Origin of the sequence: Mucilaginibacter gossypii, assembly GCF_900100945.1 — a bacterium.
Lineage (GTDB): Bacteria > Bacteroidota > Bacteroidia > Sphingobacteriales > Sphingobacteriaceae > Mucilaginibacter > Mucilaginibacter gossypii.
Genome location: NZ_FNCG01000002.1, coordinates 314,394 through 338,335 on the forward strand (window position 1 = coordinate 314,394; position 23,942 = coordinate 338,335).

13 protein-coding genes are annotated in these 23,942 nt (G+C 41.0%); 8 read left to right on the top strand and 5 right to left on the bottom strand.

Annotation, left to right across the window (positions count from 1 at the left end):
- Window positions 1–69: 69 nt before the first annotated feature.
- Complete coding sequence (locus tag BLS28_RS04745; RefSeq protein ID WP_091163145.1) at window positions 70–831, bottom strand: LytR/AlgR family response regulator transcription factor; 762 nt, start codon at window positions 829–831, stop codon at window positions 70–72.
- Window positions 812–1,837 (bottom strand): sensor histidine kinase, encoded by a 1,026-nt coding sequence (locus BLS28_RS04750; protein WP_091163146.1) that lies wholly within the window; start codon window positions 1,835–1,837, stop codon window positions 812–814. The genes BLS28_RS04745 and BLS28_RS04750 overlap by 20 nt, the downstream gene beginning before the upstream one ends.
- Window positions 1,838–2,231: 394 nt before the next feature.
- Here BLS28_RS04750 and BLS28_RS04755 point away from each other — a divergent pair, with 394 nt between their 5' ends.
- The 8 genes from BLS28_RS04755 (at window position 2,232) to BLS28_RS04790 (ending at window position 18,942) form a co-directional block, all read left to right on the top strand.
- Complete coding sequence (locus tag BLS28_RS04755) at window positions 2,232–2,771, top strand: RNA polymerase sigma-70 factor (protein ID WP_175489876.1); 540 nt, start codon at window positions 2,232–2,234, stop codon at window positions 2,769–2,771.
- 84 nt (window positions 2,772–2,855) lie between these two features.
- Window positions 2,856–3,923 (top strand): FecR family protein, encoded by a 1,068-nt coding sequence (locus BLS28_RS04760; protein ID WP_091163147.1) that lies wholly within the window; start codon window positions 2,856–2,858, stop codon window positions 3,921–3,923.
- A 194-nt stretch (window positions 3,924–4,117) separates the two neighbouring features.
- Window positions 4,118–7,486 carry a TonB-dependent receptor gene (locus BLS28_RS04765; protein WP_091163148.1) on the top strand — a complete coding sequence of 1,123 codons (3,369 nt, stop codon included), beginning with the start codon at window positions 4,118–4,120 and terminating at the stop codon, window positions 7,484–7,486.
- 4 nt (window positions 7,487–7,490) lie between these two features.
- Entirely contained in the window at window positions 7,491–8,969 is a 1,479-nt protein-coding gene (locus tag BLS28_RS04770) for a RagB/SusD family nutrient uptake outer membrane protein (RefSeq protein ID WP_091163149.1), read from the top strand.
- A 74-nt stretch (window positions 8,970–9,043) separates the two neighbouring features.
- Window positions 9,044–11,239: an alpha-N-acetylglucosaminidase gene (locus tag BLS28_RS04775; RefSeq protein ID WP_091163150.1), complete on the top strand. Its 2,196-nt coding sequence runs from the start codon at window positions 9,044–9,046 to the stop codon at window positions 11,237–11,239.
- A 238-nt stretch (window positions 11,240–11,477) separates the two neighbouring features.
- Complete coding sequence (locus BLS28_RS04780; protein WP_091163151.1) at window positions 11,478–14,435, top strand: beta-galactosidase; 2,958 nt, start codon at window positions 11,478–11,480, stop codon at window positions 14,433–14,435.
- Window positions 14,436–14,448: 13 nt separating this feature from the next.
- Window positions 14,449–15,576 (top strand): acyltransferase family protein, encoded by a 1,128-nt coding sequence (locus BLS28_RS04785; RefSeq protein ID WP_091163152.1) that lies wholly within the window; start codon window positions 14,449–14,451, stop codon window positions 15,574–15,576.
- A gap of 126 nt (window positions 15,577–15,702) precedes the next feature.
- The gene (locus BLS28_RS04790; protein ID WP_143020693.1) at window positions 15,703–18,942 is read left to right on the top strand and encodes a GH92 family glycosyl hydrolase; all 3,240 of its coding nucleotides are present in this window, start codon (window positions 15,703–15,705) and stop codon (window positions 18,940–18,942) included.
- A 43-nt stretch (window positions 18,943–18,985) separates the two neighbouring features.
- On the opposite strand, the gene BLS28_RS04795 is transcribed toward BLS28_RS04790, so the two are convergent.
- From BLS28_RS04795 to BLS28_RS04805, 3 genes are all read right to left on the bottom strand, one after another.
- Complete coding sequence (locus BLS28_RS04795) at window positions 18,986–20,014, bottom strand: LacI family DNA-binding transcriptional regulator (RefSeq protein ID WP_091163154.1); 1,029 nt, start codon at window positions 20,012–20,014, stop codon at window positions 18,986–18,988.
- Window positions 20,015–20,472: 458 nt separating this feature from the next.
- A complete protein-coding gene (locus BLS28_RS04800; protein WP_091163155.1) occupies window positions 20,473–22,182 on the bottom strand; it encodes a UvrD-helicase domain-containing protein in 1,710 nt (569 codons plus the stop codon).
- 10 nt (window positions 22,183–22,192) lie between these two features.
- The gene (locus BLS28_RS04805) at window positions 22,193–23,920 is read right to left on the bottom strand and encodes an ATP-dependent nuclease (protein WP_091163156.1); all 1,728 of its coding nucleotides are present in this window, start codon (window positions 23,918–23,920) and stop codon (window positions 22,193–22,195) included.
- Between the last annotated feature and the right edge of the window lie 22 nt (window positions 23,921–23,942).

Here is a 23,942-nt window from a genome sequence, read left to right on the forward strand (position 1 = left end):
TTAAGTCGAAAGTCTTGAGTCAGAAATCGTTTTACTTAGGACTTAAGACTCAAGACATCGGACTTAAAACTATCTATTCTCGAGCCAGCTTAAAAATACCGGCGCTTTTTCTTTATTGATGAGTAATTTCTCGGGAGTTGGAATGGTTAGTTTCACAAACAGCTTACGCATAAAATAATGCTCCACCTCTTTTATCGCACTGAAGTTAACTATGTATTGCCTGTTGAGCCTGAAGAACTGCTCCTGCGAGAGCTGACCGCTGATCTGATCAAGCGACTGGTTAACCACATATTCCTGCTGATCAAAAGTCATGATGGTCGACAATTCGTTACGGATGTAAAAGAAAGCGATATCATTGGTAGCTATCGTGATGTACTTATTGTTTTTAAATACCAGGAAGCTTTTTTTACCTGCCGGAGGAGTAATCTGCGATAACAGGCTGCTGATATCCGGCTGCGAGCCTTGCTGAAAGAAATTTCGCAGTTCATCTACCTTTTTAAAAGCATCGGCAATATCTGTTTTTGAGAAAGGCTTGAGCACATAATCAACGCTGTTGGCCTTAAATGCCTCTAACGAATATTCATCAAACGCAGTGCAGAAAATAATAGGGCAGTACACCTTTACCAATTTAAAGATCTCAAAACACAACCCATCCGAAAGCTGGATATCCATAAAAATAAGATCGGGCTGCCTGTTCTCTGAAAGATAGGCAACCGAGCTTTCAACGCTCTGAAGCTTCGCAATTATTTTTGAGTGCGGCCTTAATTCTAATATGATACCTTCAAGCGAGCGGGCCGCTTTTAGTTCGTCTTCAATTATGATAATGTTCATGTATAATAGGTAGTTTAACTTTGAATATTTTATCTTCAGATATGATCTCTATGTGTTTATCAAGCAGGTGATCGTAGCGTAGATTAATGTTCTTAAGTCCAACACCTGTTGATGGTTCTTCAAAACGCTTTGGTTTTATTTCGTTTTCCATAACGATGTTTTCACCTTCAGCATAAAGCTTAATATGCAACGGATGATCCAGCGATACCACATTGTGTTTAATACAGTTTTCTATCAATAGCTGCAGCGTGAATGGGGGGATTAGCGTACCGCGATATTGTTCATGTATAGTATTAGTGAAAATAAAACCGTCTTCAAACCTGGCTTTAAGTAAAAAATTGTAAGCTTCTACAATTTCCAGTTCTTCGGATAAATGAATAAGGTCTAACCTGCGGCTTTCAAGCGTAAAACGATAAAAATTTGAAAGTTTAAGGATGAAATCTACCGAGTGTTGGTCATTGGTCTCAACCATCGCCTTTAGGGTATTGAGACTGTTAAACAGGAAATGCGGGTTGATCTGCTGTTTCAACAGTTCATATTGTGCGCCAAGGTTATCGGCCTTGATGCGTTCCAGCTCAACGTTAACCTGCTGGTTTTGGTAGTTTTGGTACAACAGGTTTATAAGCATATAAAATACGAGGTTAATAAGTATACCCCTTACCTCAATCATCAGCATTACCGGGCCGAAATTTAAATGCGTTAATATCAGTTGCTGTATGTAGGCTAAGGCCAGCATTACCCCCATACCTATCAGCAGTGTTGTAAGAAGCCGGGAATACGAGATGCTTTTATTCAGTTGTTTATTGCCCGATTGCTTTGGCAGCGTATAGATATTATAGTACCATACAAACAGTGAAAAAGAAGCGGTAACAGCCGAATTCACTGCCGCTTCAGCGGGTTTAAAATGGCGTTCGGCTATTTGGGGAACAGAGGCCAGCAGGCCAAGGAAAATTGAACTGCTCCATATAATTCCGGGGGAAATTTTAAATGTAGTGTTATTTTTCATTTACTGTAAACGGGTTTACGGAAATACGGACAGTTGCCGGGCAAATATAGAGTTAATTACGGCCTGTGAGCCAAATCCACCTTCATGATGCTGAAAGGGAAGCTAATGTTAATCTGTTTTGACCAAACACTTTAATTATTTTACGTTTTTGAGGGCTAAGATATAATCACCCGGGCTGTTGAATTATAAATTTATAGTTAAACCGGGCATTTGCCTTCCTGAATCAGACATTTGGAAACATGAAAAACCAATGTCAAATAAAAGAATATCGTAGACAGATTAATTCTTTTACAGGTTTTCTAAATCAACCTAAAATAGTTTGGATCAAGATTTTTTACTTAAAATTGTACATTATTTCAGTTAACTGTTCCCGTTAAAAGCAAGCCGCTCAACATTGGAGATTAAAGAACTTATAGATTCTATTCATTACAACAATGATGAATCTGCCTTTAATGAATTGTATAAGCTGCTGATCAATAATCTTAATCAGTTTGCCTGGTCCTTTTTGGGCGATAAGGAAGCTTGCGAAGAGATCATCAATGACCTTTTTGTAAATATCTGGACAGGCCGCCACAAGCTTAACAAGATCTCGAACCCTAAAGTATACTTTTATGTGGCTATAAAAAATGCCTGTCTTAACCATATCCGAAGCAACACCTCAAAAAGAAACCGCGATGCTCAACTTGCCGAAACCTATTATTTTCATTTATCGGTTGATCCCGCGCAATTGCTCATCAGCAAAGAGCTGCAGGCCGGAGTTTTAAACGCTGTAAACAGTTTGCCGCCCCGTTGTAAGCTCATTTTTAAAATGGTTAAAGAGGATGATCTCTCCTGCAATGAGGTAGCCGATATCCTTGGCCTGTCGAACAAAACGGTTTTTGCGCAACTGGCTATCGCCCTGAAAAAACTTGACGAGGCGCTGGGGAATAAATAGGTTAATCCCCCTCAAAAAAATATTTTAATTTCTTTTAGGAAAAACCGGGAACTGCCGTGTCCTTAATGCAGAATACCAATTACTATGAGCAAATCCAGGTTTATTGAGTTAATGGCCAAAAGCATGGGCAAAACTGCCAGTGCTGAAGAATTGACCGAACTCGACATGTTTCTTGAACAATTTCCCGACTATAAAAAAACGTATAATGTTACCAATGCTTTAAAAGGAAACGGCACTGAAGCAACAGAAACAAAACCAGAAGAGATTAACGGAAACCTGGAGGAAATCTGGAACCGAATTAAAAACTTGAACGAAAATTCGGCGAATGATACTAAGATAAAACCAATGTTCAGGTGGCAATGGGTTGCTGCAGCGGTACTGGTGCTTGTTACTACGGGAGTTTTATTTTATAACAGAGCGGCACAGCAGGATACTTTAACCGTCGAAAATATATTACATGAAATTCATGTGCCTTATGGTAAAACCGAAAAGCTCAAATTGCCCGATGGGACACAGGTTACGCTAAATGCGGGCAGTACTTTTTCGTACCCCGAGGCTTTTGAGAAAAACAGCCGGGATGTAAGCCTTACCGGCGAAGGTTTTTTTGAGGTAACTAAAAATTCTAAGAGACCTTTTCTGGTACATACTGCCAGACTTGTTGTAAAGGTATTGGGAACCGTTTTTAACGTAAAAGCCTACAATAACGATAAAACTGTAGAAACAACATTGCTAAAAGGTAAAGTACAGGTTGAATTAAAAAACAATCCCGAGAAAAAGATCATCCTGTTGCCTAACGAAAAGCTGATTGTTATTAATAACCGGGAACCACAAAGTGTAAAACCCAAAGAGGGAAAAATTGAATACCAGGTAACCGAACTGCCTGATGTTAAGCCGAACGAAGTGAAAGAAACAGCCTGGGTTGATAACCGCATCCTGTTCACCAACGAAATGTTTGAAGATGTGGCTGCTCAAATTGAACGCAAATACAACGTGCAGGTTGTGTTTGAAGATCGGGCGCTTCGTACCGAGCAGATAAGCGGGTTACTTGATAAAGAGACGTTGAAGGAGGCTTTGGGCATTATTGAATTGACCACACCGTTCAATTTCAGGGTTGATGGACAAACGGTTTATCTGTCAAAGAAAGATAAATAAAAACAAAATAAACTAACTAACCACTAATTAACAGCTTATGATATTGAAAACTTACCTGTCAGATTCCTGAAACATCCTCAAATAAACAAGGGAAGAGCTGCCACTCCTCCCCGCAAACAAATAGGATTTTATTAACGGAGTAAGCTATTGTAACACAGCACTTACTCCATCCATTTATTTTCAAAACAAATGTAATGAAAAAAACAAGAAGGGTGTTCCCGCTTCGTGGCGCGCCCGTGTGTCTCAAAGTTATTTTGCTGATGAAAGCAGTATTTTTATTGGTCATGGTTACCTGTGTGCAAGTTTCTGCAAAAGTGTACTCACAGCAGAAATTTACACTTAACCTAAAGCAGGCCGAAGTAAGTAGTGTCCTTACCAAAATTCAAAAACAAAGTGATTACCGTTTCTTTTACAACTATGCCAGTATTAAAAAGTTGGGCAGGGTTGATGTGGATGTAAAAGACGCAACAATTGATGAGCTGCTTGCCGTTATTATTGATGATAAGCTTTCCTACAAAATGAATGATGATCATGTAGTGATCATCGCCAACCAGGAGGATGCCAAAAGCCTTGCCCTTATAAAAGGAAAAGTTGTTGATGCCAAAGGCGAACCGCTTATTGGTGTAAACATTAGGCTTCAAGGGACTAACCAGGGCACCACTACCGATGCAAATGGTAATTTCAGTATCGATGCCCCTGTAAACGGTGTGTTGGAAATCTCTTATATCGGGTATGAAAAGAAGGTTGTTACAATAACCGGAAGCCAAACTTTAAATATCACCCTGGTTGCCTTGCCATCTGCCTTGACCGAAGTTGTGGTTGTTGGTTATGGTACCAGCAAAAAGGTTGATGTTACGGGTGCAGTAGCAAGCGTTAAAGGATCGGATATTCAAAACTTGCCTGTTAGTACAGCGGCTCAGGCTTTAGATGGTCGTGCAAGTGGTGTAAGTATTGTTCGTAACGATGGTTCACCTGGCGCTGCGCCGAGCATCAGGATCCGTGGAACAGGTACAGTGAATGATGCCAATCCGTTAATTGTAATTGACGGTGTACCTACCAGTAACCCTGACGCGTTAAGTGACATTAACCCTAATGATATTGCCAGCGTTGACATTTTGAAAGATGCTTCATCAAGCGCTATTTACGGTACCCGTGCTGCAAACGGTGTAGTTTTGGTAACCACAAAAAGAGGTACCTATAATCAAAAGCTTGCAACAGCATTTAATTTCTACAGTGGTTTTTCTAACACAACTAAATATCTTAGCCTGTTAACTGCTCCACAGCTTTATCAGCTAAAAAGAGAGCGTTATACCAATGATGGTGTTGCTATTGACGCGCCATGGGATGATAGTTATTATGCTACACAAAGAACCGACTGGCAAAGGGCTATTATGGGTACCGGACATGTAACCAATGGCGATGTTAGTATTCAAGGCGGTAACGATGCTTCAAACTATTACTTTTCAAGCTCTATTTATAATGAGGATGGTATTATTGATAAAACCAACTTCAAACGATACAGTACACGTATCAATTCCGAGCATAAGATAACTTCGTGGTTAAAGCTGGGAGAGAACGTTCAACTGACCTACGGTAATAACAATGGCTTTGATAACAATAATTCGCAAACAGGTTTGATATTTTCGGCTCTGCGTTTTAACCCGGCTATACCACTGGTAAATCCTGATGGTACTTACGGTACATCAAAGGCTTTTGCTAATCAGTTGGGTGATATCAACAGTCCCTATGCTACTATCCAAATGGCCGACAGGTACACTAAAAAGTACAGGGCATTGGCCAACGCGTTTGCTGAAATTACCTTTTTAAAGGAGCTGAAATTGAAAGTTAACTATGCCTTTGACGGTACATTTATCCGCAATTATAATTTTAGTATCGCAGATAATAATCAAACAAGGCCAAATCCAAATTCTACTTTAACCCAATCTGAAGAGGAAGTATCGTCACAGTTGCTTGAATCTTTTCTTACGTATGATAAGGTGTTTGGCAAAAATCACGTAACTTTTACAGGTGGTTATTCTTATCAAAACTTTAAAGATTACGGTTTTAACGCTCAAAGGGTTGGTTATGACGATACCGATCCCGATCAACGGGTGCTTAACCAGGGCAATGGCCAATTCAATTCAAATATCTTGCCTCAGCCATCTTCATTACAGTCGGGCTTTGCAAGGTTATTTTATGATTTTGACAGCAGGTACCTGGCAACCGTTACTTTTCGTGCAGACGGTTCTTCCAAATTTGCGCCCGGCAAACAGTGGGGGTACTTTCCTGCATTTTCCTTGGGCTGGAGAATTACCAGTGAAAAATTCATGAAAAATATCACCTGGGTTAATAACTTGAAATTGACGGGTGGTTATGGTGAGTTGGGTAATCAAAATGTACTGCCTTTTCAGTATCTAAGCTTGATCAAAATTGGCAGTACTTATGAAAATGGTGGTTATGCCTTTGGTGGCACGGGAGTAAGTGGTGCAGCTGTTACAAGTATTGCAAATCCGGATATTACTTGGGAGCGTACTGCTATGACCAACATTACCCTTGATGCTGGTTTCCTGAATAACCAGTTAAATACCACACTTACGTATTTCAATAAGAATACTAAAGATATGTTGATATCACCGCCGGTAGTAGGTTCAGCGGGTTCGGTAGCTATTCCAAATCAAAACATCGGTACAATGAATAACAAAGGTGTCGAAGTTGAAATTAACTATCAAGGCGGCGATAAACTAAAATATTCATTCGGTGCCAATGCTTCGTTTATCAAAAATAAGGTAACTAAACTTAATGGAGAAGGCACTTTCATTGGTTCGACAGTTTACGGGCGTTCAAGCCAGGAAATCTCAAGAACATATCAGGGTCAGCCGATAGCTTCTTTTTACGGATGGAAAACAAATGGCCTTTACCAAACCCAGGCAGAAATTGATAACGATCCGGCGCTTAAAAATGATTCGCGTAAGGCTAATATCAAACCCGGCGATGTGCGCTTTCTGGATTTAAATGGCGATGGCCAGATTGATGGTAATGACCGCACCAATTTGGGCAATCCAAATCCTAATGCTACAGTTGGTTTGCAAGGCAGTCTTTCATACAAAGGTTTTGATTTTGCAGCAAACTTTACCGGCGTATTTGGTGTAAGCCTTTATAATGCCGATAGGATGCAAGGTATTGATCCAACCTATCCGTTTAATCTTTATGCCGAAGACATGAACCGCTGGACAGGGGCGGGCACAAGCAACTCGATCCCGCGTATGTCATTAGATCGTGCTAACGACAATTATCGCACATCCGACTTGTTTGTCGAAAGCGGGAATTACTTTGCCCTCAAAAACGCCACTTTAGGTTATACTTTACCTGCAAGCTGGGCTAAAAAAGCAACACTGAAAAGCGTAAGGTTATATGCATCAGGTCAAAACATATTTTTTATAACCAATTATAAGGGATACACGCCTGAGCTTGGTTATACTAACGGCAACCTGCAGCGTGGGGTTGATGTGGCCCAGTATCCTACGGTACGTACAATTACATTCGGTATAACTGCTAAACTTTAAAATCATGAAATCGAAAATTACAATATATATGGTTATAGGGCTGGCGTTACTCAACAGCGCCTGTAAAAAAGCACTTGACCTTAAACAACAAGGGGTTTATACCTCAGATAATTATTTCAGGAACGAAGTTGATGCTGTAAATGCGGTTTCCGGTATTTATAGCCTTTTGGAAGAAGAGGATTATGTTGGCCACGCGGAGGCTACATTTGATGTTCCATCTGACGATTACTGGCGTTCAGGTGATCATAGCGAAGATGAGGGCATTGAGAACTTAACTTATGATGCTTCAAATGCTGCCATCAGGTATCCATGGAAATGGAGGTATGAAACCATTAACCGGGCAACCAATTGCATCATTAACATCCCAAAGATCACCGCAATATCTACCGATATTAAAAATCGGAGTATGGGCGAAGCTTATTTTTTACGTGCCTTTGGCTACTGGCGTTTAATGATCATTCATGGCGATGTACCTATCATTACCGAAGATGATTACTCAAAACAAACTTTTAATGTTCCAAAATCGCCAATTGAAGAAGTACGAAAACAGATCGAGTCGGACTTGTTGAAAGCGGTGGATCTTTTGCCTGAAAGCTATGGCTCTGCCGACCGCGGCCGTGTAAGCAAAGGAACTGCATTGGGCTTATTAACCAAGCTTTACATGTATTGGGAAAAACTTCCTGAGGCAATTGCAACCGGTCAAAAAGTGATTTCCAATTCACATTACGCGTTGGCTGCTAACTACGCCGATAATTTTACCCGCGCTAATGAAACCAGCACCGAGTTGCTTTTTTCGATCCAGGCTGTACAAACCGTTGTGCAAAATGACTTTACAGTTTATTACATTCCAAGATCATGGAATGGTTATGGCTTTAGTCAGCCATTACAGGGACTTGCCAATGAGTTTGAGGCAGGTGATCCACGTAAACAGGCTACTTTATTAAGCGTTGGCGACAAGGTTGATCTGGGTGATGGCAAGGGCTTGACAACGTTTACCGCCGATCTTTCTGCTACTGGTTATGCATTTAAAAAGTACGCTGTATTTAATACTGAAGCTGATGGCGGCGGAGTTGACCACAGTTATGCTGTGCCTCTAATGCGTTCTGCGGATATTTATTTATTAGTTGCCGAAGCCTTGATCCGTACACAAGGTGCCGGAGCTGGTGACGCTTTGATCAATCAGATCAGGCATCGTGCATCTCCGTTGTTAAAGCCGGTTTCCGGAGCAGGTATGAAAGAGCTGATCCATGAGCGCCGTGTTGAGCTGGCTGGTGAAGACCAACGTCACCAGGATTTGATGCGTTGGGACAAAGCCAAAATTGTGGATATAGCTGCTATTTATAATCTGGCTGTTTCCAAAGCTCCGCTTGATCAAAACAAAACGGTAACCTTTGTTCGCCCTAAAAACTATTATTTCCCAATCCCGCAGGTTGAGATTGATAAGAGTAAAGGTGTGTTGGTGCAGAACCCTAATTTTAAATAATGATATCCTCATACCGGCAATAGGAGAGAGCCTTCTGTTGCCGGTATTTATTTCCAGCGTTTAACTATCTGTTGATGAGAAAGTGCTTACTTGTTGTTGCTATTATTTCATTGGGTTTTAAAGCCAATGCCCAGGTTGATCAGAAAGCCTCGTACGATTTTATTGAAAGAGTAATTGCCGGCAAAAGTAATTTGTTTGCTGTTGAGGCTATCCCCCAACAAAACGGCAAAGATGCGTTTGAGTTGGAAAGCCGCAACGGTAAAATTGTGTTGAGGGGTAACAATGGACTTTCAATAGCATCAGCATTAAACTACTATCTTAAAAATTATTGCTTTTGCGATATCGGCTGGAATGGCACTAATCTTAATTTGCCTGCTACCCTGCCTGTGGTTAAAGGTATTATCCATAAAACCACGCCTTATCAATATCGCTACTATTTAAACTATTGCACGTTTAATTACACCATGGCCTGGTGGGATTGGGAACGCTGGCAAAAAGAAATTGATTGGATGGCTTTGAACGGTATTAACCTGCCGCTGGCTATAACAGGTGAAGAAGCCATTTGGCAAACTGTTTATAAAGAAATGGGCTTTACCGATAAACAACTGGATGAATTTTTTAGTGGCCCCGCTTATTTTTCATGGTTCTGGATGGGGAATATCGACGCCTGGGGCGGCCCGCTGCCACAGCATTGGATGGACTCGCACAAGGCATTACAGAAAAAGATTTTGGAGCGTGAACGCTCATTTGGGATGACACCTGTTCTGTCGTCATTCACCGGCCACGTGCCGCCATCATTTAAAGACAAATTCCCCGGTGCCAAGATTAAAAGAACCAACTGGGATGCCGGTTTTCCCGATGTATTTATACTTGACCCCGACGATCCGATGTTTGAAACCATCGGTAAAAAATATATAGAAGCACAAACTAAAGAGTTTGGTACCGACCACCTGTACTCGGCCGATACTTTTAATGAAAACGTGCCGCCAACAAACGATTCAACCTACCTGGATGGCATGAGTAAAAAGGTATTCAACTCCATGGCCGCTGCTGATCCTAAAGCAATCTGGGTAATGCAGGGCTGGATGTTCCATTATAATAACAAATTTTGGCAGCCGCAACAAATTAAAGCTTTGCTTAACGCTGTACCTAATGAACAAATGATAGTGCTTGACCTGTACAGCGATGCCCACCCGGTTTGGAACCGTACCGAAGCTTATTACGGCAAACCGTGGATCTGGAGTATGCTCCAAAACTTCGGCGGGAATATCAGCCTGTTTGGTCGTATGCGCCATGTAGCTGCCGATCCTGCCATAGCCCTGCACGATCCCGAATCAAAAAATATGCGTGGTATTGGTGTTACACCCGAAGGTATTGAACAAAACCCAGCGCTGTTTGCCCTGATGCTGGAAAACGTTTGGCGCGATAACCCGATTGATGCCGATAAATGGGTTGCAAATTACGCTCAACGCCGTTACGGGCAGGTAAACAGCCAGGCCGGTGAAGCGTGGCACATGCTGTTAAATTCGGTGTACTCAGGCGGCTTAACCGAAGGCGGCCCAGAATCGATTATTGTGGCAAGGCCAACGTTGAAAAAATATATCGATAGGGTGCTTACCAAACTGGATTATGATCCCATGCAACTGGCTAAAGCATGGACATTACTTATAAACGCTGCCGACAGCCTGAAACAAAGTGATGGCTTTCAGTATGATTTGGTTGATGTAACACGGCAAGTATTAGCCAACTATGCAAGTCCGCTGCAACAAAAAATGGCTCAAGCTTATCAAAATAAAGATCAGCAACAGTTTAAATTATACAGCAGCCAGTTCTTGGAACTGATGGACGATATGGATGCTTTGTTGAGCACCCGTAAAGATTTCCTGTTAGGCAAATGGATCAACGAAGCCAGAGCTAACGGCGTAACCGATAAAGAGAAAAACCTGTATGAGTTTAACGCCCGTGACCTGGTTACCCTTTGGGGTGACAAAGAAAGTGGCCTGCGCGAATACTCAAACCGTCAATGGGCTGGTTTAATCAAAGGCTATTACAAACCACGCTGGGTAATGTACTTCGGTTTGCTGGATAAGTCATTATCAACCAAAACTGACTTTAATGCCGAAGCTTTTGATAAGCAGGTGAAAGATTGGGAATGGCAATGGGTGAACAAACATGATAATGCTTATACCGATGCTGCAAAAGGTGATGCCGTTGAAAAATCAAAGCAATTGTTTGCGAAGTATAATGCGATAATTTTGGGGACGCGATAAGAAGTTTAATAAAAACGATGTCATTTCGATAGAGCAGGGGAGGAATCGAGAACTGGGACGAAAGAGAAATCCTATACGCCCTACAAGGCACAGCATAGTTTAATGGAATGGCGTATAAGATTTCTCCTCACGCTACGCTTAGGCCATCACAAGTTCGTCGAAATGACAGGAGTAAAAACATACAGATAAAGACTTACGAAGTTTTCAAAACTGCGTAAGTCTGGATTTTTGAAAAATCATGAGAATACGCTATACCATATTAACATTTATCCTATTGTTAACCGCTTTTACATCAGCCCTCAGCCAGGGCTCAAACGATTATATCTTCCCAACTACAGCAGTTGCTAAGCCTTATATTGATTTTGACAGTAAAGGTTTCATTGTTCAGGGTAAACGTACGTTTATAGTATCAGCCGGATTGGAGTACTCTCGCATACCGCATGAACTTTGGTACGACAGGTTGATGAGAATCAAACGGGCAGGTTTTAATTGTATCGAGATCTACACTATCTGGAATTTTCATGAAGAGCAGGAAGGTAAATTTAACTTCAGCGGGGACCGTGATCTTGGAAAATTTCTGGACATAGTAAAGCAACTTGGTTTATATGCCATTGTGCGTGTTGGCCCGTATTATTGCGCCGAATGGGATAACGGTGGCTACCCGATATGGCTTAAATTTAAAAAAGGTCTGCGGGTACGTGAAGACAATAAACCATTTGAACAATATGTCGACCGCTTTTTTGATCATCTTTTGCCTGTGGTGTTCCAAAGGCAAATCAATAAAGGAGGAGCGGTTATACTGGTTCAGTTAGAAAACGAGCATCCCAACGGTTGGGGAACCGTAATGCCCGATGGTTATTTCAAACATCTTCAGGCAAAAGCTTTGGATATGGGTATGCAGGTGCCATATTTCTTCAGCGGTTTACACCACGCCAGTGACCCTGCAGGTGATGGAAAGCTTGACGATGATAAACGCCCGAACCCATGGTTCTCTACAGAGTTCTGGACTGTTTGGTATTCACAATATGGAGCCAAGCCGGGAGATGCTGAGCTTTACGACAGACGTACCTGGAAAATCATTGCTCATGGCGGTAACGGTTATAACTACTATATGGCCCATGGTGGTTCAAACTTTGGCTATACCAATAATGACGAGGATGCAGCTTCGTACGATTATGGCACGGGTATAGGCCAGGCGGGCGATTTACGACCGATTTATTACACTTTCAAGCGCGCCTCATGGTTCTCCCGCAGTTTCCAGGATGTATTGGAAAACAGCACAAACGCTTCCGAAATATACAAAGGCATTGCTGCTGATACAGCAGTTAAAATATCTGCCCGTACAAGCCCGGCTGGTGATCTGATATTCCTTGATAATCCGGGAGCATCTAAGGTAAGTACATTGTTAAATATCAAGGGTGACGAAGGTTTGCTTGCGGGTAAAAAGATCAGCGTGCAGCCTAAAGAGATCTATCCTTTGGTGCACAATTACAAGCTTAATGATGAAGTTACGCTTGATTGGGCGCTTACCCGTGTATTCGCTATTGTTAAACAGGTTAATACGACGACTATAATTGTTGATGCTGAAGCAGGCGATCAGTTGTTGCTTCGTTTCAATACTAAAGAGAAAGCTTCGTCAGCATCGGCTTCGGTAAAAATCGGCAATAATAATTTGCTAATTGATGAGCAAATGCCTGCTACTGCCGAAATGCCGGTTGAATATACTTTTAATTCAGGCTCGCAAACTATAAGGGTTTTGGCCATGAACCACACTTTAACCGATAAAACGTGGATAGTTGGCATTGAAGGCACAAGCTATATCATCACAGGGTTAAACTATGTTGGTGATCTATCGGTTAAAAATGGACAATTAAAAGTTACGGCAGAAACGCCTTTAATACAAAATGCAGGCCAGAAGATAATGTTATACACTGATGGTAAAGGGATTGCTTTCAGTGTCGACGCGCAAGAAGGGAATCAGCCGCGGACTATCAGTCTAACTAACTGGCAGTATAAAGACGCGTCCGTTAATGCTGCTCCAAATGTTAATGCCAGCAGCTGGCTCAAATCAAAAGATCCGCAGCCAATGGGAGCGGATGACGATATAACTGCCGATGCCTGGTACCGGGCTTCGCTAAACATAACATCTAACGGAAAATATACCTTGCAGGTTAAAGGAGGGGGCAGGGGACAGGCGTTTATTGATGGCAAACCTGCTGCTAAATGGAAATTGAACGATAATGAGTTAACGATTAATCTAACCAAAGGCAAGCATAACTTAGCTGTTTTTGCAGCGCATGACGGGAGGGATAAGCTGGCCGCCTATCTGGGGCCGATTGATGAGGTTGATAGCAAAGGGCTTTTCGGTAACGCGTTGATCAAAAAAGGCGGACCGTTTATTTCTGAGCTTAGCGATTGGTATTTTACCAGGGCCAATAAAAAGTATGATGTAAAACAAGGACCACCGGCGTTTGATACATCGGTATACAAAAAGTATAAAATAGGCAATGATGTTTTCAACCTGAAAGAGGGTTATGCCTGGTTTCACATAACTATTCCGCAGCAGCCGGCGGGGACTTCAAAATTAGCAGTGCTGTTTAAAAGCGTTGACGAAAACGCCACCGTATTTATTAACGGTAAACAAGTAGCCCATCATGACGGCTGGAACCAGCCATTTGAAGTGAACATTACTGATGCAGAAACCTTAAAACACCCGGTTGATCTTACCCTTTTTATTGAAAATTACTCAAATGAAGGGGGCATCGATCAATCTGTAAAAATCAATGCCATAGGTGATGCCACAGCGGTAATCAACTGGCAATTAAAAGGTGGTCCGGGTGATGCGCAAGCTGTTCAGGGCTGGACGAAGCTTGAAGCAGTTAAGCAAGTAAAAAACGTACCAGCCTTTTATCGCACCATTTTCAGTCTGCCATCATCAGCAGGAAGTACATTCATCTGGCGTTTTGATCCCGATGGATTAGGACATGGCTCCGTTTGGGTTAATGGTCACAACTTAGGCAGGTACCCTGAAAAACTGGATATGAAAAGCCTTTATATCCCCGAATGCTGGCTTAAACCGGGTGTAAACCAGGTGGTGGTTTATGACGAAGACGGCAATAGTATCAATAAAACCCGTATTGTGGCAGAAGGAGCTGCAGGCCGGTTAATCAAAGAAATTTCAATACCCCTTAATTAATATAATTGCAAAAATGGCTGCAACAACCGAAAGATTTACCGCGCTCGATGTTTTCCGTGGTATGACCATTTGCTTCATGATCATCGTTAATGCCCCCGGTTCGGGGGCAAACGTATGGTCGCCGCTTGATCATGCACCCTGGATTGGTTTTACACCTACCGATCTGGTTTTTCCTTCTTTCCTTTTCGCAGTAGGCAACGCGCTTAGTTTCTCTAAAAAGAAATTTGAAACTGATGCCGCTTTTATAGGCAAGATTTTTAAGCGCACTGTGATCATTTTTCTGCTGGGGCACCTGATGTATTGGTTCCCGTTCTTTCACCGTGAAGCAGGTAGCTGGGTATTTAATCCGCTAAGCCATACCCGTATTATGGGGGTGCTACAACGGATTGCTTTGTGTTACTTTTTTGGCGCGTTGATAGTTCATTACTGCTCGCAAAAAACGGCCGTTATCATATCTGTTTTACTTTTAATTGGCTACTGGGCATTCCTGATATTTTGTGGTGAACCGGGTAAAGAGTATACCATGCTTGGCAACGCAGGTACCCGGTTGGATATTGTATTGATGGGCAACAACCATTTATATCATGATAAAGGCGGCCCCATAGCTTTCGACCCGGAGGGTTTACTCAGCACCATGACGGCTATTGTTAATGTGATTGGCGGGTACCTGGCCGGAGCGTTTATACAGCGTAAGGGTAAAAATTATGAGTCGATTGCGCGCTTGTTCATGTGTGGGGTATTGCTGATAGCTGCTTCATTATTCTGGGCACAATTTTTCCCTATAGCCAAAAAATTGTGGACAAGCTCATTCACACTTCTTACTATCGGGATTGATCTTTTACTGTTAGGTTTTATGGTGTTCGCCATCGAAATAAAAAAGGTAAAGAGTAGCACAAACTTCTTTCTCATATTCGGGCGCAATTCACTGGCCATATATCTGCTGTCAGAATTGCTGTTAACCGTGTTCCAAACCATTTGGGTAAAACCACAGCTAAGTTTTTACGACTGGATAAACCAGGCGTTTTATCAAAAAATATTCCCCGGCGCGTTTGGTACATTGGTGTTTGCGCTTTGTTATATGATGCTTTGCTGGCTGGTGGCATATCTGCTTGATAAGAAAAAGATCTATATAAAAATATAACATCCACGTAGAGACGCATAATTGCGTCTCCAACTATACAGAGAGGGTATACACGTTAAATGCCCTGCAAGAGGGAGACGCAATTATTCGCCTCTACATTAGTGTTTTAAATTATTGATTGCGCAATTGAAGAAGATAATCTGTTTAGTTTCAATCATTACATTATTGGGCAGCAACCTCTATGCCCAGCAAATAAATCATCTACAATATGTTGATCCGTTTATTGGTACATCACTTAGCAATGTGCTTACTAAATGGGGCAACAATGGTGGTTGTTATCCTGGAGCCGTTGCGCCATCGGGTAGCGTACAGCTAAGTCCAGAAACAAGGACAATGGGGGCAAGGGGATATAATTATACCGATAGCTCAATTTATTATTTCAGTTGTTTTGGCCACATGAGTGGCTTCCCCGAAGGTTCGTCCGGACATTTCTTTGTGATGCCATTTAATGGAAACAATATTTTTGAGCCTGGTAAATCAAATCTCCGTTTTTCGCACAGAAATGAAATGGCTGCTCCTGGCTATTACAAGGTAAGTTTTGACGGTAAACAGATTGTCGCCGAAGCTACCGCTACGGCAAGAACAGGCATGTTCCGTTTTACATTTAATGGGAACGCTAATCCGCAAATCTTTATCGGTAATGCCGGCGAAATTCAGGTGGTATCAAATAAAGTGCTTCATGCTTCAAATGCTAACGCGGTAATAAACTTTAACCAAGGGTACACTGATAAAAAAGAAGTTAAAGGCGGCTGGCTGTTTACTTTCAGCAAAGCTCAGGCAGGTGCCACAATTATCACTTTACAATTAAGCAAATCATCGGTTGGTTACCCCGGGGCACAGCATAATATCAATCAGGAAACAGGTAGCCTTAGTTTTGACGAGATACGCGCCAAAATAAATAGGGAATGGGCTAAACTATTATCAATCGTTGATATAACCGATGATAATGAGCAGAATAAAAGGGTGTTTTACACAGCACTTTATCATTCATTATTGCTGCCGTGGGTTGCTGATGACGCTGATGGCAGTTACCGCGGTACGGATGGTAAGGTCTATCAAAAAACAGGTCAAAACCAGTATGAAGCTTTTTCTCCATGGGATACATTCCGGTCGTTACATCCTTTGCTCACTTTGTTATATCCGCAAAAGCAACAGGATGTGATCTTGTCTATGTTGGATGTATACAAGCAAAGCGGTCACCTGCCTACCGAAAGTATGACGGGCAACCATGCTGTTCCAATTATTGTTGATTCCTATTTGAAAGGGATTGTGGGCTTTGATAAAGATTTTGCTTATAAGGCTATGAAGAAAGATTTGGTTGACGGGCCATTTGTTCAGTCAGACATGGAAGTTTATCACCAAATGGCCTATGTCCCCTTTACCCGGCCCGAGTCAGTTACCCGCACGGTTGAGTATGCCTATGATGACTGGGCGCTGTCGCAATTCGCAGATAAGGTGATGAATGATAAGCCGACTTATCAGTTATTATCAAGCAGAGGTTTTAACTACCGCAATCTTTTAAATAAGGACGAACTGTTTATGCTTCCGCGTAATGGAGATGAGTTTAAGCTTCAGCCCGGCACATCGGGTTATAAAGAAGGCGACAAATGGGTATATTCCTACTTTGTGCCTCAAAATGGTAAAGACTTGATTAATATGACCGGCGGCAATGAGCAGTTTGCCGCCCGTTTGAATTCAGCTCTTCGCAATAATGTTATCCTCTTTGATAACGAAACTGTTTTTCACTTACCTTATCTGTTTAACCAGGCCGGCAAGCCACGGTTAACACAAAAATGGGTGAGAGATATCATGCTCAATAGGTTCAAGGCTACTCCTGGCGGTTTGCCCGGTAATGATGACCTCGGTTCAACATCAAGCTGGTATGTCTTTAGCTCGCTCGGGATATATCCGGTATGTCCTGGTAATCCGCTTTACGCTATCGGTGCGCCTTTGTTCAAATCTGTAACGCTTCATTTACCCAATGGCAAAAAGTTCATCATCGACAGTAATAATTCATCTGCAAAAAATAATTACGTACAGGCTCTGCATGTGAATGGCAAAGCCTGGCAACAATTGGCCCTGACACATTCGGTGTTGGTTAACGGTGGTGCAATGACTTTTGATATGGGGAAAGCCCCAGGTAACTGGCCAACCGATAAAGATCCGATTGAGCTATCGGCCACACAAAAAAATACTGCCTTTAGTATAGCGAGTTATTCGGTCGATAAAAAAAATGCAGTGCCTGACGAGCCGCTTGTGATAAGGTTTAAACTTAAAAATACAGGTAGCAAGGGCATTAAAACCGTAAAGCTGTTGGTTAACGGAAAGCCATATAGTTATAAAAACTGGCTGGTTGAGCCGGGACAAACTGTTCAGGATTCTATTGAGTTTCGCCTTTACCCTGTGGGAAAAACGGTACTGAAGCTTGATAATACACTACCGTTGATTGTCGAAGTGAATCTGCCTGCAAAACCGCAGGAACAAGCTTTTAATATATCGGGGCTGGAGGTAAAACCGATGATCAGGTTGAATGAAAGCCAGGAAATAAAATACCGGATAAAAAATACTGGCGGATTAAAGCAAACCTTTATTATACCTGTAATCCAGAATGATTCGGTTGTTTTTACCGATAATATTAAACTTGATGCCGGTGAAGTTAAAACCATTAGTCATCATATAAAAGCTTCCAAAAACGGATTTGAATATGTGAGGGTCGATACGGCGAAAACTATCTACAAGGTTTATGAAAATGCTACAGAATCATTATTACTTGATTTCGCATCGATAGTCCGTGGTAAGATAGTTGCTGATAGTTCGGGCTTTCATAACAACGGAAATGTTATTTCATCTTCAGTAACGACTACTAATGATAAATTGTTATTTAGCGATAGTACTTATGTGGAAGTCCCAAACTCACCAGCTTTGGACAATATGGATGAATCCATTACTATGATGGGATGGGTTTACCCGATGGGCAATAAGAAAGGTCTGGTTGATATCATTACCAAAGGCGATAACCATGTATTGCAAATGACGGATAGCAAAACCCTCACTTTTTTTGCCGGTGGATGGGGCAGGGGGGACTGTACCGTAAACCTTCCTGTCGATTGGAAGCAGCACTGGCACCACATAGCCGGCGTGTGCAACGGCAAAACGCTGTATGTTTATATCGATAGTGTTTTGGCCGGAACCACGCTGTTAGAGGTAACCGCTGATCTGTCGGTAAATAACAAATGGACGTTAGGCCGAAACGAAGAGTTTCCATCGGAACGCGTGTTTCACGGCTTTATGGACAGAGTGAAAGTATTCAAAGCCGCATTATCCGCTGATGATATCAAAAATATAGTGTCGTCAGAAAAAAAGTAAGCTGGTGGTGTCTCCTACGTTTAAGAACGATATTTAACAATCTCTAACTGGCTGTTGATGCTCTTGCTATTAATTGCGATGGCATTATCAGTTCCTGCTTGGCTTCATTAAGCCGCCCGGACAGACGGCCGAAAAGGGTTTCCGCTGCCTGCTTCCCCATATCATACGCAGGTTGTAAAATTGTAGTAAGCGATGGATTAAGTATGGCCGCGGTAATTTGATTGGTAAAGCAAATAACTTTTACATCACGAGGGATCTGTAGTTTCAGTTCATCGCAAGCCAGATAAGTTGCGGTAGCCAACTGCTCAACTGTAGCTATGATACCATCTGGTTTAACGGTCGTCAAATGCGCTTTGATCATATTTACGTTTTCCTCCGTATATTTATTGGAGCAGGTTACTATTTCTGCATCTTTAACTACAAACCCATTTTCAGTTAAAGCGTTGCGATATCCTTGTTCCCGGGCGGTTAAAATAGAAGGATATCCACTGATGGTAACCAGTGAGATGTTTTTACATCCGGCTTGCAACAAGTGTGTGGCTGCGTTGTAAGCGCTATTATAGTCGTCGGTTACTATTTTATCCGCAGTAATATCCTCGCAAACCCTGTCAAAAAAAACTATGGGGATGCCTGTTTCCTGTAATGTTTTAATATGTCCGGTATCCTGGGTGCTGCTGGCTACCGACATAATGAGGCCATCAACGCGTCCGCTGGCCAGGTCGTTAAACATGGATGCTTCCCGTTCATAACTGTCATGGGAAAGGTAGATCAGCGCATGGTATTTTTTTGGCGCGACAATACTTTCAATTCCGTTAATGGCCTGGCTAAAAAAGCTGTCGGCAATTTCGGGTATAATGATGGCTATAGTATTGCTGCTTTGTTTGCGGAGACTGCTGGCATAAGCGTTAGGTACGTAATTTAAACGCCTGGCAGCTTCCATTACCCTCAGTTTGGTTTCAGGACTTATATCATAGCTATCGCGAAGCGCTTTGGATATAGTTGCGGTTGAAAGGTTAAGCTCTTTCGCAAGCGTTTTCATATTCACCTTATCGTTCTTATTACCGCCGGTCATTTTTAGTATTGGTTATGCTTAATTGTGGAGCAATATAACGAAAAAGATGTTCAGTAGTTTCGACACGACTCAACCTGAACGGAAGAAGGGCTTCTATATGTTAAAACAATATTGGGTGCGGTTTAAATGAGAAAAGGCACAATTTCTTGTGCCTTTCGTGATCCCGCTGGGATTATATTTTGAAGGCTTAATGCCTCTATTTATCAATAAGTTACGACTATGAATTTGTAATGGGTCACCGAAAAGGTCACCGATTTACTTTGTACTTACTTGTACTTGTTTGATGTCGTTTAAAGAACGAAAATTAATGTTTACAAATGTACAATTTATAGTTAAAACTTAAATGTCATAAAGCAAAAACATTTTAAGTTCTGCGGATTAGAATCACTACATAATTGCAGAATTATGTAAGTATGTATTTTTATATTTTTGTAAGTTAAATTTGCGAAATCCATTTACTATATCAAAATACATTTACTTGTAGATGGTGTGCATATTGTCGTTAAGTTTCTCGCCCGAGTAACTCCCACCCTTAATAAATATCTTGACTGTTCTATTGCTCCTGGAGTAGGTTTATAAGGAACGATTGAGTGATATTTGTCTTCCCAAATTATCACCTCATCAAATTCTTTTCCTTTTGATTTGTGCAAGGTCATTACAAATATTCCATTATAACTACGATTACTCAATGAAAAATGTTCTTGCAGCAAAGCATCTTTAATCGCATTTTTCGCATTAGCATAGTGCTGATTTTGTCGCCAAGCTTCTGCAAGCCTTTCACCCAATAAAGCACCTTTGTTAAGCAATCGCAAATATTTGGAATCTTCAAATATATCTTTCAAAACAGAATTTGTACAATGCTCCAAGAGTTTCCTTACTTTAAGCCAATCAGTTTGCGGAGTACCTGAATATTCTATTTTTTCGATTCCCTCTACTATGGTATTAATTTCATCTACTAATACAACACGAGTTTTACCTCTAACAGTACCAGTTTCCAAGTACGATTTTAAGAACTCTGCATTTTTTAAGTCTTCTTGTGTGATTTTGTCTTTTCTTCCTCGCAAATGGGATATGATATTACTGATAAAATCTTTTTTTCTTTCGTCAGGGGTATTTGGTTCCATTAACCCTGCAATAATCATCGCCGATAAGGACGGCCCAGATGGGTCAATCATTACTTCGTGGTAAAACTCAGGCAAGCGTGATGACTTCTTTGATAGATAGGAAGAAATTGATAAGGTGGTTGCTTTGGTTTTTACTAAAACAGCAATCGACCAATCCCCATTTGGATTAGATGCTCTTAACCTTTTTAAGCTGTTTAGTAATGTATATTTAACAGCCGACATTGGTTCGCCACCATCAAATGTATAGGGGGTGACTATTACATCTTTATATTTAACACCTTTATTTGCACCAGTTAAAAGATCATTACCAAATTTGGTTATATCTTTTCCATTACTACGGTTGTTTTCATCACCAAAATCAAATTCAACAGGCTTAAAACAATCCTCAAACTCTTTAATTCTTTTAGGATTGGCACCTCTAAAATCATAAATCCTTTGATATGGATCTGCTAATGCTATGATGGTGCTTTTTTTGCCCAAAAGTTTAATAAAATCCCATTCATGTGGGTCGGTATCTTGAAACTCATCTACAAAAATGTATGGGTAGGTGTCGCTGATTATATTACGGACTGATACAATTCTTTGTAAAATTTCTTTTGCTTTCTCAGCAAACAAATCGAATGTTAAAATACCTTCATCTACAAACATCGATGTGCATTTTGCTCTCCTTTGTTCTTCATCAAGGCCGAACAATAATGAAGCGGTTTCTGGAGGTGGTAGGAGCCTTATAAATCGATGTTTAACAATTAACCTACTATAGGTTTGAATAATTGACCAGGTAAATCCATGATATGTGTTGATTTCAAGGTGCTTAAAACTTTCATTGGGTATCATTGATTTTGCGCTTTCAATTACCCGACCAACAGTCGATCTCGCAAAACTTAAAAACAATATTTTTTGTCCTTTCAATAATTTCCCATCTGATATTAGTTGCTGCGCTTTTAAAATACTTATTGTTGTCTTGCCGGCACCAGGGCCTCCTTTAACCATAAGATGCCCGTCTTCAACCAATAACTGTTTTCTTTTTTCACAAAGTTTTATCATCGACGCAATCTTAAATATCTATCTTGATTTTAATATCTTTAATAGTTTTACGCAATGTTATCGGGATTTCATTCACAGTACAATCACCTATCAAATCTGCTGCTGCGCCTGCACCCTTCGCCCATTTGAGATAGTCACCTATAGACTTTTTTATTTCATCATCAGTTGAAGTCTTTAGAGGTTTAACAGTTGATAAATGACTTGGCCATGAACCCTCCTTAGTGAGTTTAAGGGCGAATTTTTTAAGGGCGGCGGAATCGGTTTCTTCGATTATTAATTTTTCAAATCCTTTGTACGGTATCTCATAAGCATAATCCACATTCGCAACAATTTTTTCTTTATGCTCATCTGTTTGCTTATCGAAAACTGCTAATACGATTTTTTTTAACCCCCTAAAATATTCGCCATAAATAGGAACTGAACTTTCGGAAGCGGCGTCAAATACTGCTACACCCAAAGCCTCAAATGACAAATATTTGTCAGGATTTATTTCTTCCAGTCTTTTAGCGGCAGCAGAATAACTGGTGGCTTCAGTATTACCTTCTGTAATTAAAACTCTTTTAGCCAACAAAGCTTCTGCGAAGCGTAATCGAAATTCCGACCGGTAAGATTTTGGCTTTATAATGGAAGGCAAATCAACTGATTTACTGAACACAATTCCTTTTTCTCGATTGATAAGGCAAATACTTTCAGGAGTAAATTCTTCTAATACAAAAGGGGAATGCGAAGTAAATATAGCTTGGTTAGTTTTTTTGCGAATTATGTTTACTATCCGTTTTTGTGTATATGGAGGAATTGCAATTTCAGGTTCCTCCATTGCAAAAATTACTGTATCTTTCATTTCGGCAATCATTGAAAGTAAGGCAAGAACCATAGTATTAACAGTACCTGTTCCCTGATGATGAAACGGAGCATAGTAATCATCAGTTCCCGTTGACATAAAAACTGTTAGAGTTTTACGCAGACTTTCCCGAGTAAGATCTGTTACTTTGAGATGTGGTTCTGATCCCCAGTCAGCAGGAACAAATTCCTTTAATGCCTCCTGTACACCATCTAATACTTCTTTAACGCCAATGGTAGGGTCTGTTGCAACAGTGGTTACTCGCAATTTTTGGAGTACATCCTCCCACATTTTAGGTCTAAGTTCACGTATTTTAAGAATTATGTCTAACAAAGACCCCCTTTCAAGGCTTAATGCCCTTGAGCCTGTACGTAAAGCTCGCAAGTATAAAAATCCGCAATCTCGTTTATCTTTTTTTCCAAAACTGGCAAAAGTTAAATTTTCTCTTTCGGGGTGACAGAAAAAAGTTTCTCCAGCAAAATCATCTTCTTCCGAATCGTAATAACCTTTGAAGGCTACTCTTAATGCTTCAACAACGTGTTCTTCATCTACAACTTCACCGGGAGGCTCTTCAATTAGTTTATCTTCCTCTGTATCCCAAAATTCAAGATGGTTTTTGAATTTCCGTACTTGCTCAGCGTTTAAGCCGGTAATTACAATTTCTATGAAAATATTTACAGGGGTTTCTCCAATAAGATATTCCCCATTGTAAAAGTCATGTTCGTCAACTACAGGTGTACGATAAAGCCTGTCTGGGCCAAGAACCAAATCCATAGCTTCAAGAATGGTAGACTTACCCGCATTATTATCTCCAATAAAAACTGTATGCCCTTTTAAAATTATATCTGCTTTACGTATTCCTCGAAAATTTTGAATTTTAATTGATGTGATTTGCATGTAGGCAACGATGGATAGGTGA